This window comes from Nocardia sp. NPDC004604 (assembly GCF_040609795.1).
Lineage (GTDB): Bacteria > Actinomycetota > Actinomycetes > Mycobacteriales > Mycobacteriaceae > Nocardia.
In genome coordinates, this window is record NZ_JBEXLC010000004.1 from 1 (window position 1) to 13,089 (window position 13,089).

14 protein-coding genes are annotated in these 13,089 nt (G+C 65.7%); 7 read left to right on the plus strand and 7 right to left on the minus strand.

The features are described from left to right. Window positions 1-205: 205 nt before the first annotated feature. Window positions 206-904 carry a class I SAM-dependent methyltransferase gene (locus tag ABZW16_RS03170; protein WP_354951621.1) on the plus strand — a complete coding sequence of 233 codons (699 nt, stop codon included), beginning with the start codon at window positions 206-208 and terminating at the stop codon, window positions 902-904. 155 nt (window positions 905-1,059) lie between these two features. On the opposite strand, the gene ABZW16_RS03175 is transcribed toward ABZW16_RS03170, so the two are convergent. Both ABZW16_RS03175 and ABZW16_RS03180 read right to left on the minus strand, forming a co-directional pair. Next, a complete protein-coding gene (locus ABZW16_RS03175; RefSeq protein WP_354951623.1) occupies window positions 1,060-2,658 on the minus strand; it encodes a DNA polymerase Y family protein in 1,599 nt (532 codons plus the stop codon). Between the two features lie 95 nt (window positions 2,659-2,753). Then, window positions 2,754-3,488: a hypothetical protein gene (locus ABZW16_RS03180; protein WP_354951625.1), complete on the minus strand. Its 735-nt coding sequence runs from the start codon at window positions 3,486-3,488 to the stop codon at window positions 2,754-2,756. A 338-nt stretch (window positions 3,489-3,826) separates the two neighbouring features. On the opposite strand from ABZW16_RS03180, the gene ABZW16_RS03185 reads away from it, so the two are divergent. From ABZW16_RS03185 to ABZW16_RS03195, 3 genes are read left to right on the plus strand one after another with little or no spacing between them, the layout of a single operon-like run. Then, entirely contained in the window at window positions 3,827-4,429 is a 603-nt protein-coding gene (locus ABZW16_RS03185; RefSeq protein ID WP_354951627.1) for a TetR/AcrR family transcriptional regulator, read from the plus strand. After that, window positions 4,426-5,277: a phytanoyl-CoA dioxygenase family protein gene (locus ABZW16_RS03190; RefSeq protein ID WP_354951629.1), complete on the plus strand. Its 852-nt coding sequence runs from the start codon at window positions 4,426-4,428 to the stop codon at window positions 5,275-5,277. The genes ABZW16_RS03185 and ABZW16_RS03190 overlap by 4 nt, the downstream gene beginning before the upstream one ends. A gap of 53 nt (window positions 5,278-5,330) precedes the next feature. Beyond that, complete coding sequence (locus tag ABZW16_RS03195) at window positions 5,331-6,449, plus strand: serine/threonine-protein kinase (RefSeq protein ID WP_354951631.1); 1,119 nt, start codon at window positions 5,331-5,333, stop codon at window positions 6,447-6,449. A 97-nt stretch (window positions 6,450-6,546) separates the two neighbouring features. Here the strand turns inward: ABZW16_RS03195 and ABZW16_RS03200 are convergent, their stop codons facing one another. Both ABZW16_RS03200 and ABZW16_RS03205 read right to left on the minus strand, forming a co-directional pair. Next, the gene (locus ABZW16_RS03200; protein ID WP_354951859.1) at window positions 6,547-7,182 is read right to left on the minus strand and encodes a response regulator transcription factor; all 636 of its coding nucleotides are present in this window, start codon (window positions 7,180-7,182) and stop codon (window positions 6,547-6,549) included. Window positions 7,183-7,501: 319 nt separating this feature from the next. Further along, window positions 7,502-8,767, minus strand: coding sequence for a PspC domain-containing protein (locus tag ABZW16_RS03205; RefSeq protein ID WP_354951861.1), 1,266 nt, complete (start codon window positions 8,765-8,767; stop codon window positions 7,502-7,504). A gap of 410 nt (window positions 8,768-9,177) precedes the next feature. On the opposite strand from ABZW16_RS03205, the gene ABZW16_RS03210 reads away from it, so the two are divergent. Continuing rightward, window positions 9,178-9,858, plus strand: a complete 681-nt coding sequence (locus ABZW16_RS03210) for a TniQ family protein (protein WP_354951863.1) — start codon at window positions 9,178-9,180, stop codon at window positions 9,856-9,858. Between the two features lie 253 nt (window positions 9,859-10,111). On the opposite strand, the gene ABZW16_RS03215 is transcribed toward ABZW16_RS03210, so the two are convergent. Beyond that, window positions 10,112-10,972 carry a hypothetical protein gene (locus ABZW16_RS03215; protein WP_354951633.1) on the minus strand — a complete coding sequence of 287 codons (861 nt, stop codon included), beginning with the start codon at window positions 10,970-10,972 and terminating at the stop codon, window positions 10,112-10,114. Between the two features lie 240 nt (window positions 10,973-11,212). On the opposite strand from ABZW16_RS03215, the gene ABZW16_RS03220 reads away from it, so the two are divergent. Beyond that, complete coding sequence (locus ABZW16_RS03220; RefSeq protein WP_354951635.1) at window positions 11,213-11,551, plus strand: helix-turn-helix transcriptional regulator; 339 nt, start codon at window positions 11,213-11,215, stop codon at window positions 11,549-11,551. 6 nt (window positions 11,552-11,557) lie between these two features. Here ABZW16_RS03220 and ABZW16_RS03225 read toward each other — a convergent pair whose 3' ends face one another. Beyond that, window positions 11,558-11,845, minus strand: a complete 288-nt coding sequence (locus ABZW16_RS03225) for a hypothetical protein (protein WP_354951637.1) — start codon at window positions 11,843-11,845, stop codon at window positions 11,558-11,560. Between the two features lie 26 nt (window positions 11,846-11,871). Continuing rightward, the gene (locus tag ABZW16_RS03230) at window positions 11,872-12,051 is read right to left on the minus strand and encodes a hypothetical protein (RefSeq protein WP_354951639.1); all 180 of its coding nucleotides are present in this window, start codon (window positions 12,049-12,051) and stop codon (window positions 11,872-11,874) included. A 275-nt stretch (window positions 12,052-12,326) separates the two neighbouring features. On the opposite strand from ABZW16_RS03230, the gene ABZW16_RS03235 reads away from it, so the two are divergent. Next, window positions 12,327-13,034 (plus strand): GIY-YIG nuclease family protein, encoded by a 708-nt coding sequence (locus ABZW16_RS03235; RefSeq protein ID WP_354951641.1) that lies wholly within the window; start codon window positions 12,327-12,329, stop codon window positions 13,032-13,034. Window positions 13,035-13,089 lie beyond the last annotated feature (55 nt).

The window sequence follows — 13,089 nt, forward strand, 5'->3', positions numbered from 1 at the left end:
GCCGTCGAGACTCGCGCCTTCGGCGCATGCGCTTCGACGACTCGGACGCGAGACGGGCCGCGAACGGTCGCTCGTAAAACTCGCTCCGTCGTGCTCGCCTGAGGGTGGGTCGTGCAGCATCTGTTACACGGCATTCGAAGCCAACGACGGGGTGGTGCCGGAAATTGTCTGGCGGATGCCGATGGATCACGGCAATACTGCGGACATGCCCTCCTTCGCGGACTTCGATCGCCGCAACTATCGCATTGTTGATGTCGCCGCGGGATATGACGGGTGGGCCCCGACGTATGAGCAGACCGTCATGGACGAGATGGATCTCGCACTGCTGGATCGGCTGCACCACCCGGACTGGAGCGGGGTGCGGCGCGCCGCTGATCTCGGCTGCGGGACCGGGCGTACCGGAGCTTGGTTGCGGGAGCGGGGAATTCAGCGGATCGATGGCGTCGACGTGAGTGCGGGGATGCTCGCGCGGGCCCGCGAGCGCGGGGTGCACACCACGCTCGCCGAGGCGGATGTGCGCGATACCGGATTGGCCGGTGGCGCATACGATTTGGTGATCTCCTCGCTGATCGATGAGCACCTGGACGACCTCGCGCCCTATTACGCCGAGACCTGGCGGCTGACCGCGCCGGGCGGCATGTGCGTGACAGTCAGCTATCACCCGCAATTCATGATGGTGACCGGTATGCCGACGCACTACACGCCCGAGGCGGGGGAACCGGTGGCGATCAGCACACATCTGCACTTGATCAGCGAGCAGATATCGGCGGCATCGGCGGCCGGGTGGGTGCTCACCGAGATGGCCGAGGCGCTGGTGGATGACGCGTGGATCGCGGCCAAGCCGAAATGGGCCGAGCTGCGCGGATATCCGTTCACGCTGGCGCTGGTGTGGTCACGCCCGTAACAGGTTGTCAACCGGCCGATCCTGCGCCCGATCGGGCGGCGGTCGGGCCGGGCGGCGACCTACTGGATTCTGGGCTGAACCGAAGCCAACAACGGTCGTTCGCCCGCACACGACGCGACCTGTAACAGCCAGCTGCGCAACGCATCCGCACGCCGTCAGTCGTAAAGCCCCTCAGCACGCCATGTTCGGTCGTTGTAGATGAGCAGTAGCACGCGGACATCGGCCGGTTCACCGGCGAGCTGCACCTGGATGCGGGCGGCGATTCCGGCGGAGAGGGTATCGGATTCCGGCGTCCACCAGCGTTCGTCCACCGGCCACGGACCCGCCCAGCCCGCGAGTCGCCATTGTTTGCTGCCCCAGCGCAGCAGGGCCGGATCGGCGGTGAACAGGCCGCGTTCGGTGACCTGCACCGGGGCTCCATCGGCGGCCTCCAGATACACGACTGGGCGGTTCACCAGGATCACCGTGGGCGCGGGGCGGGGCAGGCGGCCGGGCCAGGGCAGGGCCGGATCGGCGGCCGGAACCGGCTCGTCGCCGAGTGCGACCATGGTGATGCGTTCGACGGGTCCGCGCCCGCCGCTGAGCACACCGACCCGGACCGCCTCGCCGCCGAGCAGGCCCTGCACCCGGATCAGGGCGCGGCGGGCCCGCTCGTCCTCCTCGCCGACACCGCCCCACAGACCGAGCTGAAGTGCGCCCGCCGCAACGACTTCGACGGGTTCCAGCCGCAGCAGGGTGATCGGTGCGGTGGGGCGGTCGCGGCGGGTCAGCCAGCCGTCCAGCTGCCAGCGCACTCGATCCGCGGTACCCTCCGGGGTCAGCGGTTCCGCGCACCGCCAGATGCGCGAAAGTTGTTCACCCGCCTCGGTTTCCGCCGACACCGATAACCGAGTGCAGGCCATCGAGGCACGCGACAGCGCCTCGTGCAATTGGGTGGCGAGCAGGCGGCCCGCGAAGGCGGCGGCATCGACCCGATCGATCGGTGGATCACAGCGGTACTGCACCGCCAGCTCCGGCGGCGGACGGCGCGCGGACGGCGGGCGCTCCGGCACGGCCCTGGCGCAGCGGTGCGCCAGCACGGCATCCGCGCCGAAGCGCGAGGTGACCTCGGTCGAGGTCAGCGCCGCGAAATCACCGATGCGCCGCAATCCCAAGCGGTGCAGCAGATCCACCAGATCACTGCGCTCCGGTGCGGCCAGGCTGGGTTCGAGCGCGAGTTCCCGCACCGGCAGTGGCGCCAGGAACCGCGCACCCGCACCGGTCGGCACGATCACGGCGAACCGCGCCGCGATCACCGCCGTCGACAACTCATCGGCAATGCCGATCTGCGCCTCCACACCCACCGCGGCCGCCGCGTCGACGAGCCGCTCGGCCGCCGCCTCCTCGGACCCGAAGTATCGGGCCGCACCCCGCGCCCCGAGCACGAGCAGCCCCGGACGCAGCACCTCCACCCCCGGCACCGTCGCGTCGATGGCCGCGACCACCGGCTCGAACAGCCGCGCATCCCGATCCGGGTCCGCCTGCGCGACATATACATTCGGACACCGCGACTGCGCCTCCCGCCTGGTCAGCCCGCACCGCACCCCCTCGGCCCTGGCAATGGCCGAACACTCCACGACCTTATTGCCGAACAGCACCGCCACCGGCCGCGTCGCGGGCACCCGCGCCACCGCCGCCACCGTAACCGCCCCCCAGTCCTGGCACCACAGCGCCAGCACCCGCGCACCACCGCGCACCCGACTCGGCTGAATCACCGCCCTACTCCCGCGAGCACCGCGCCGATACCGATCGACATCGCGCAGCCATCCGAATCACGGTGCCGCACCGCACGCATCGGATGTCACCTCGTTCATGACGCCGCACCGCGCGCCTCGACCGCTTCTTCGCGCACCGATGCGACCGTTTCCAGCGACACCCACTCCACGCGACTCGCATTGGGCCGCAGTTCGATTCGGCCATGGCATGGCGGTCCCACCTTGCCGCGGACCGCGACCTCCAGGCGCACCGAGCGGAGCCGCCCGCGACCGGCGCCGAGGCCGCCGTATCCGGCGACGCGGGTGTCCAGGCGTAGGGACGGGTTGGGCCAGCGACCGTCGGTGACCACCAGGGTGGCGCCCTTGCTGCGGGCGCGGGCGGCGATGACGCGGGTGCGCGACGGGGCCACGGCGGCACCGCCGAGACCGAGCACCACCAGATCGAGACCGTCGAGCAATACCGCGGCCACCTCCACCGGATCCGGGCCGGGATCGGCGACGACGGCGAGGCGTTGCAGCTGCGCGCCCATCTCGACCGCGGCGAGCAGCCCGAGCCGGGGCACCCCGACCACCGCGGCATGTCCGCCGCCCTCGGTCACCGCGGCCAGCAGCCCAACCAGCAGTGAATTCGCACCCGAGTAGGCCACGACCGAACCCTTGACCAGACCGCCTTCGGGCAACAGCTCGGCAAGGGCGGGCGGCACGGCCAGCGCTTCCCGGCGCAATTCGACGGCACGAGGCATCCGCTCGGCCGCCGCTTCCCCGCGCCCGGGTATCGCCGCCATCCGTCGGCGCAGCTCATCCAATGTCGGTCTATCCCTCGACGGCATACCGTCCCGCCGTCTCCCCGCCCCTGAATCCTCATCCGAACCCATCACAACCACCTACTTCCACGATGGACCCGAGGCGAAGCACACGGAGCGAACCTTCACGATCAAGGAGTCAGCACCGATCCAGCTATCGATCGATATCGAATATACGTTCGATACTCGCTCAGTAGAAACCCACCCCCGAATTCCGTCAAGTCCGCGCACCGACCCCGACCGGTTCGCAACGATGCCGTTGTTTTTGAGTTGAACTCAACTTACTATCGGAGATATGAGCGAGCGACCATCAATACAGGCGACATGTCGGTCATGACGGAGCCGAGCGCCAGCGAGGCGGAGTCATGACCGACCAAGAATTGTCGCGACGGGGGGCGACCGCACGCAGACGACTGTTGGAGGCGGCGCATGCGGAGCTGAGCGAAACCGGGGAACTCGAGGTGGCGGCCGTCGCCCGCCGCGCCGGAGTCAGCGTCGGGCTGCCCTACCGATACTTCGGCTCACGCAGCGGCCTGCTCACCGCCGTTATCACCGACTTCTACGACCGCCTCGGCGAGCACGTCACCTATGCGGAGTTCGCCGGAAAGGATTGGCGCGAACGCGAACACGCGCGCGTCGTGGCCTGGGTGAACTTCCTCTATGACGATCCGCTCGCCCCCGTAGCACTCGGCCGCTTCGGCGATGCCGAAGCGGCGGGTGTGGAACGCCAGCGACTGCAGCAGGCGATCGAGGTCGGCATCCGGAATATGGCTCAGGGCCAGCGCCAGGGCGCGGTGCCCGCGGATCGCGACCCGGAGTTGCTCGTCGCGGCCGTTCTCGGCGGCGTGCACATGGCCGTGGCGGTGGCGCTCACCCGCAGCCCGCGACCGGACCGTGCCGTCGTCGCCGATCAAGTCTGGGAATTCGTGGCCGGAGCAACCGGCGCGGGAAGGGAAGAACAGCGATGAGCAATATCCAGCCCGAGGTCGAACGACTCGAGGATCTGACCGGCGACCTGTCCCGAACCCATCGCGCGGTGCACGCGCCGCGCGATATCCCCGCCGCACAGGTGGACGCCGATCTCGCCGCCCTCGACCGTGACGGCTACGTCATCCTCGAGGGACTGCTCGACCCGGCGCAATGTGCCGCCCTGCGGACCGAACTGCTGCCCCTCCTGGGCCCGAACGGGCGAAATGCGTTCGAGGGACACCACACTCAGCGGCTCTACAGTGTGCTCGGCAAGACGCGCATGATCGATCGGCTGGTCGACCATCCCCGCGTACTGGCTCTGCTGGATCGACTCCTAGTGCCCAATTACCTGCTGTCGCAACTGCAAATCATCAATATCGCCCCCGGCGAGAATGCCCAACTCCTGCATCCCGACGACGGCTTCTACCCGGTGCCGCGACCGCGAAAGGCATTGTCGGCGGCCACCATCTGGGCGATCGATGAATTCACCGCCGAGAACGGCGCGACCATGCTGATCCCGGGCAGCCACCGCTGGCCGGACGGTCGGACACCGCAGCAGGACGACCTGCGCGTGCCCGGCGTCATGCCCGCCGGATCGTGTGTCTTCTTCCTCGGCACCCTCTGGCACGGCGGTGGCGCGAACCGCTCGGCGCGCTCGCGCCTGGCCGCCACCGCGCAGTACTGCGAGCCGTGGTTGCGCACGCAGGAGGCGTTCACCCTCTCGACGAGTCGCGATACGGTGCGCGCGGTATCCCCGGAAATCCGGCGCATGCTCGGCTACAGCATCCACCCACCCTTCATCGGCATGGTGGACGGCATGCACCCGGATCGGCTACTGGCACAATAGGGTGTCGGTCTCGAATCAGGCCAGTTAACCCCATTTTCCGATACCCTGCACCCGTGACCGAACGCGCTCGTCCCATAGTCGGCCCCGAATATCTTGTCGCTGGCCGCTACCGTCTGCAGTCGAAGCTGGGTGGCGGCGGCATGGGTGCGGTCTGGCTCGCACACGATCGCCTGCTCAACCGGGACGTCGCGATCAAACAGGTGCTCTCCACCGCCGAACTCCCCGAGGCCGAGGCCACCGAGATCCGCAATCGGATCATGCACGAGGGCCGGGTCGCGGCCAAGCTCTCACATGAGCACGCCATCGCGGTGTACGACGTGGTGCTGGAGGCGGGCGAGCCGTGGCTGGTGATGGAACATCTGCCATCACGAAGTGTCGCAAGGGCATTGGCGCTGGCGGGCACCCTGCCGCCGGTCGAGGTCGCACAGATCGGGGCGCAGGTCGCCGACGCGTTGGCGGCCGCGCACGCCGCGGGCATCGTGCACCGCGATATCAAACCGGGCAATATTCTCGTCGCCGACCGCGGCCCCGGCGTCGGCTTGGCCAAGCTCAGCGACTTCGGCATCTCCCGCGGTGCGACCGACAACTCCGATGAACCGGACGGCATGATCACCGGCACACCGGCCTACCTACCTCCCGAGGTGGCGCGCGGTGCGCAGCCGACCACGGCGAGCGATGTGTTCTCCCTCGGCGCGACGCTGTACACCGCGATCGAGGGGCAACCGCCGTTCGGTATGGACGATGACACCGATGCCGTGGTCTACCGCGCGGCCATGGCCCAGATCATCCCGCCCAGCCGCAGCGGCATGCTCACCAATGCGCTGCTGCACATGATGGAACCCGCGCCGCAGCGCAGGCCGACAATGGCCGAGGCGCGCGACGAAATCCTCACCGCCGCATTCGGTCCCGGCACCGGCCCCTATATCCTCGGCGCCCCCGTACGCACCGAGGACGGCACCATCCCGGCCTGGGCCGCCCGCAATTCGGCCTCGGGCCTCCGCAGCCCCCACTCGACCCCCCTCCCCCGCCCACACCGCAACACCCCCGCCCCCACCGCGCCCACCCCCCAGCGCCCCAAACCAAAAGAGCCGAGCAACGCCCCCCTGGCCATCGCCATCGGACTCCTGATCGGCTTAGTCCTCATCATCGCCGTCATCATCGCCCTGATGTAACCGCCCCAGCCCCGTGCGGGACGCGGCTGAGAATGCGCTGGTGCAGATGTTCACCGGGGTGAGCGCATGGTGTCGCTTGTCCGAGAGGCTGGACTGGTCAGTCGATGCGGCGGCGGTGGGCCCAGCGGGTCAGGGCGTTGCGGTTGGACTGCTGGGTTTTGCGCAGAACGTTTGAGGCGTGGGTTTCCACGGTTTTCACCGAGATGTAGAGGTTTTCGGCGATTTCCCGGTAGGTGTAGCCGCGGGCCAGCAGGCGCAGCACCTCCAGTTCGCGCGGGGTGAGCGAATCCAGTTCGGGATCCAGCGGTGGCTCCGGCACCGGTGACTTTCCGGTGAACGAGTCCAGCACGAATCCGGCCAGCCGCGGGCTGAAGACGGCATCGCCACCCGCAACCCGCCGAATGCCATCGGCCAGTTCGGATCCCGAGATGGTCTTGGTGACATAGCCGCGCGCGCCCGCCCGGATCACCGCGATCACATCCTCGGCGGCGTCGGAGACACTCAATGCCAAGCACACCGGACCGTCATCGATACCGGACAGCACCGCGACCCCACCACCGTCGGGCATGTGCACATCGAGCAGCACCACATCCGGCCGCGCCGCATTGATCCCGGCGACCGCCTCGGCCACACCACCGGCCTCCCCGACCACCTCCATATCGGTTTCCCGGCTCAGCTCCGCCCGCACACCCGAGCGGAATACGGCGTGATCATCGACGAGAAAGACCCGCACGGTCACCTACTTCTCCTCATCCTCGGTGGATCGACCACCCTGACGCACGGACCGCCCGCAGGCCGTCCGCACTTCATCGGTACCACAACTGCGATCGCATCTGTCGCCATCCGGGCCACTCACTACCACCCCAGCGCCCGAATGCAATGCCTCGAATGCGCTGCCCGCCAACCGGACCGGACGCGCTGTGGCGGCACCCGAATATCTGAATCGCCGCCGGTCCAAGTTCCGCCGATGCGACATCATCGGCTCACAACAGATCTGAAACCCGGGCAGCAACCGAACGTCGTCAGTACGCAGCGCCGTTCGACAGCCACGATCATCGACCGTTGCGAACCGTCTGTCGTGCCCCGTCACGCTGTTCGTCGCCGACCGGCGCCTGCGCATCGTCGATCCGATCCTGATCACCGGAATCGGTGCGCGGCATGATGATCCGCACCTCGGTGCCCCGGCCCGGCGTGGAAAGAATTTCCACCGAACCGCCGCGCCGCTCGATCCTCGCGCGGATGGATTTCGCGACGCCCTGCCGATCCTGCGGCACCGCCGCGATATCGAATCCGGTCCCGCGATCGCGCACGAAGACGCTCACCTGATGTGGTTCCGCCTCGGCGAACAGATCGATCTCCGGAACGCCCGCGTGTTTGGCGGCATTCACGAGCGCCTCCCGGCTCGCGCCGAGCAAGGCGGTGAAATGCTCCTTCGGCAGACCGGATCCGCTGTCGTCACCGTCCATCGTGACATCACCGACGGTCACCGGGGTCACCTTCACGCCGTGCTGGTCCTCCACCTCGCCCGCGATCGTGCGCAGCGCGGCGGCCAGACTCGACTGTGCCGGACCGGAATCCTCGAAGAGCCAGCGGCGCAGTTCCCGCTCCTGACTGCGCGCCAGCCGGGCCACCTCTTGCGGGTCGTCGGCCTGACGCTGGATCAGCGCCAGCGTCTGCAACACCGAATCATGCAGGTGGGACGCGATTTCCTCGCGTTCCTCATTGCGGATGCGGGCGGAGCGCTCGGCGTTCAGCGCCCGCATCATGCGCAGCCACAGCGGCACCGTCAACAGACCGGCACCGATCAAGGTGACCGCCACCGCGAGCAACGCAGAACCGAGTGAGCTCAGATCGATCCTGGCCAGCACGACCACACCGAGGCCGAGCACGATCATCGTGATACCGGCGACGATGCGCGACCAGGTCACCACCGAGGGACGCGCGGGCAGCCCGAGCAACGACCGCGGGCCGTCGGTGTCGTACTCGCGCCACACCAGCGCCGCACCGACCGCAACCACGACGATCGGCACGATCACCTTCGCCGCGGTTCCGCTCAGCAACCACGACACCCCGACCGCGAGCCCGATGCCGAGCAGGGCCAGCCCGATCGCCTGCCGGCGCTCCCGACCGGTCGGCTTCACCGCATCGTGGCCGCCAGGGGTGAAGATCCACAGCATCCCGTAGCCGACGATCCCGGCCCCCGCCAGCGCGGACAGCAGGACGAACGCTATCCGCACCTTGAAGACGTCGAGCCCGAGGTGATCGGCGATACCACCGGCCACACCGCCGACGATCCGGCCACCAGAGCGCCGCACCATCCTGGGATACGGCGGCTCGGTGTACAGCAGCACCGGCGCGGGGCCGAAGCCGCGCCCGGGCCCCGGGGCAAACCCGGGCGCGACGCCCGAACCCGGCCCACCGCCCCACGCGGCACTGCGAGGGTCATCCCCTCGGGCAGCATCGAACGCGGGCATGGACGGGTACATGTCTTCGATACTGGCACGGCCACCGACACCCGACCATCAGGAATCACCCTGATCTATCTATCTGTGACGACAAATCTTAGTTGTCACATGCAAGCCTTAGTTGTCACCGCCACTCGTGCGGCGACTGGCTCTGCTTCGTTGGATCACCACACGACTTGGCACGTTTGCCAGGCCGGTCAGGGCTTGGTGCCCTACGGTCAACAGGTGGTTCTGACACGACAGAGTCGTTGGGCACAGCCGACGTGAGCCGCAGGAGTACCCCACCGCGAGGGTCCCGACTTCCCCGCAGCTTGGCGCCACTGGCAGGCGAGTCCTTGGTTGGATACATGCTGCGGTCAGCATACCGTCTCGACCTGACTCCATTGCAGTTCTGTCAAGCATCGGGGTTGGCTGCGAACCGCCGAGACTTCGTGAACGGTAGAAAACTATTGCAGTTGTCCGATGCGGAGTTGGAAAGGTTCATGACTGTAACCCAGTTAGACGAATCCGAGGTCACCAATCTGACCCTTTCCTCATGGAGGGATCCGTATCCCCCTATCGAATTATCACTTGAAAAAAGATGGGACAAATGGATATATCGCATAAACCCTAGATTCTGCCCGCAATGCCTAGCGGGGAATTCGACAGAAATACAACAGCAACTTGGCGGCCCCTGGAAGAAATACTGGCATCTACCCGTAGCCTTCGCTTGTGTTGAACACAACCGCTTCCTATCGGATCAGTGCCCACGAGAATCCTTTCACGCACCACGCAGCGCGCCTAAAGGTGACCTAATATGGAATCCAAATTCCCTCGCACACCCCGTCACAATGCCGAATATCAACAAACACCTCACAGCCACGGTCGGCCGCTACGCTCTGCCGCACCTACCTGGAAACCGCAGAATATTCACACTTACAGACACCCGGGACAGAGATAATTAGCTGCCAAGAACAAATTCTAAATGCACTTCACGGCAATCCGACACACAAGGAATGCAATATAACCGATCTCCGCCTGACGGCCGCATTGATTACCGCATCTTGGCCGCAGTCTTCCGATTTTGTGAAGTCAAATTTGCGGTACGCCGTGGACGCTCATGTTGAGAGCATTGCTCGACACTACCCTGAAACTTACAGAAAAGCACCTCCTATTGATTCACCACCAGCTACCGCGATCGGGTCCGCAGCTCTGCTGTCAGCCGCAGACATAATCCTGAACAGCACTGAGGTTTACGACCTCATTAATTTCATGTTCCATGCCGCATACCCCGGTAAAGAAAGAAATGACGCCACTTGGGCTCACAGCGTGAATCGACAATCCACCGCATACTCGAAGGAATTTCAGAGAGTCTCCGCACCAATCATGGAGTATTTCAATACAGTTGGCATGACCACCATTCGAGATAAACGTAGCGACGGCGAAGCCGACGACCTCGGGTGACATGTGCGAGACGTGGTCACCGTAGAAGCGGACGTAGAAGCGGCGACCGGGACACAATGACCGTACGGTCTGATTCGACGCGAGCCATCCCGCCTTGTGCAACGTTGCGAAAGCGATTCGCCCGATCGGTTTGAACGGCGGCATGCCGCCCACGCGGGGCAGCCACCACTTGCTGACAGCATCGAACGCCCACGCTTGCTGCCATGTCGGGCCGTGATTGTGGTCGATTCGGTGCAGTGTGACAGCCGAGGACAGTTCGGAACCCAGCGAGTCGCCCTCGGCTTGCAAGATCCGTTCGGCGTGTGTGATCTGCTCGTCGCAGGCTGTTGGTGTGCCCACACCGCGACTGCTATGCGAACGACGTGCCAGGGCATCGACCGCATCAGCGGTAGGAACCTGTTTGGCGCGAAGCAAATCGAGGACGATGTGGGTCCGGTCATCCGAAGAGGCCAGATCAAGCGGACGCCGGACCCCGAAACCGTACCGGGCCGGTGCGATCGCTCGCGATAGCTGTATGGCGGCCTTCGGGGCGCCTGCCAGGTCGGTTGTCGCCAGCCATGTTTCGGCATCGGCATCTATGCCTTTCGCGGCACCCTTCACGATCGACGTCGACAACTGCATTCCTTCCGGTCATTCGAACACCTGATGAGGTGATAGACGGTGGCCCCGCGCCCCTAGCGATCGACGCGTCACAGCCTGGCATCCTTCACGTCTCGCAGGGTGCATTTTTGCCCCGCGTGTCACCATCGTTTACATGCCGTTTGTATCGCGTGCGATATACTCGGCTCAGATGCACGTCTCGTTCCGCGCGGCTGATGCGGGCTTGAGGAGGGTGCGCCGTGCGATGATGCGGCCATGCCCGTACCGGAAGCCTCGCTGTCTCCGCAGCAAAGGAAGGTGCGCAAGATGAGGCGGGACGCGGTCGGTGCTGCGATTCGGCGAGCCCGCGAGGCGGCGAAGATGAATCAGGACGAACTGGCCGCCGCTTCAGGCGTATCCAGACCCGTAATCGCCCGCATCGAGCTGGGCAACAGCGGCGTGCAGATCGATCGACTGTGGGACCTGGCGGAAGCGCTGGCAACGACACCGTCAGCACTACTCGCCGACGCCGAGCAGCACCTGTCGTCGAGCAACGCAAGTGCCAAGGGTTCGCCACCGGCAATGGCCGTCAAGAAAGTAGCCAAGGGCGAGTGAGTCGACCTACCGGGACGAGCTGCCTTCTGGCAGACCGGAAGGTCCACTGCACACATCGTCCGGCCGATGCCCGTTTCGGCGTTCACGTCCTGGCTGCCGTCGTAGACGGCGCCCGGTCGCCTCACCGATCCAGTTCTTGGCGGCCAGTGTGTTGGCACGCACCTGGTTTATCGGGTTGTGGTCGATATCGTTGCCGTAGATGTCAGCGACCTGCCCGTCGTCCATCCGCCATGGCCCGTTCGGAGGCACCACCAGCATCCCATCCTGGCGGCTACGGAATCCCTTGACCTCCACCGCGATACACCGCTGCGGCGTCCAGATCAGCGCGTCGAGCTGGCGACTACAGTCACGGTCGGAACCTCGACGTCCAGCAGCGCCACCCCGGGCTGCGCGGGACTCCACTCGATCCATTCGGCCAACCGCTGCTCGGCGGGCGATAGCTCCGAACCGTCGTTGACCAACGGCAGCACAGCGACCTCCCCACCTCGCGCGATATTCAAGCGTATCTCGCGAACCCCTGTCTGCACGTAGATGTTTCACGAGCTGCCTAGACCTCACGCCACCCGAGACGGCATTGGGGGCGGACGAGGCGCGGTCGGCGGCTGGCTCAACCAGCTCCTCCCGCGTGTACACGACACCCATGTTTTGATCCGCTTCGTCTCGCCTCGCCCTGTTGTGGCGGCGGTTCGTGTCAGTCCATCATGGAGCATCCGCCAATAGTCCAGGACAATCCTTGCTCTGGCGGAAATCGAACTGACACAAGGGGGTTCCGCAAATGGGGTACATCTACGCATTCCGTCTCGGCGGAGAAGATCTGTTCAAGATTGGGCAGACCACCATGACTCCGGCCAAGCGCCGCAACTCGCTGCAGACGGGCTGCCCGTACCCGTTGTCGTTGTTCGATGCCATCGAAACCGACGAGTACAAGGCGCTGGAGAAGTACATCAAGGACACGTGGGCCGACCGGCGCGGCGAGGAAGGTGGATCGGAGATATACCGGTTTACCGGAGTCGAAGTCCCGCAGGTTTTCGTGCAGTGCCGTGCCTGGCTCACCGACGAACTGCCGAAGAAGAGGCAGGTCGAACAACTCGAAGATGTCGAGCCCAACCCAACCGTCCTGCCGTCCGATGACACCGTCGACGGGCTGCGGCGGCGGTGGATCGAGTTGAACGCCCGGGAGCAGCAGCTGCGGATCGACTGCGACCGTGTCGCCGCCGAGAAGACGCGGGTGGAGACCGAACTGAAACTCGCCATCGGCACCGCCAGCGGAATCGCCGGAGTCGCTACCTGGGAACGGACCCTTGAACGACGACTCATCAACCCCGACCTGGTCAAAGCCGCCGACCCGGAACTCTACGAGCAGTGCCTGGTACCGAAATTCGAGGCCGCGAAGCTGAAGACGCTGCTCAAGACCTTCGGTCGGCACACCTACGAGTCCTTCCAGGACGTCAAACGATCCCGCCAACTCAAAATCACCGAATAGGATGACGCCACCCTGTTGGTATCAGTGGCGTCATCCTGTTCACGCGGGGACGCAA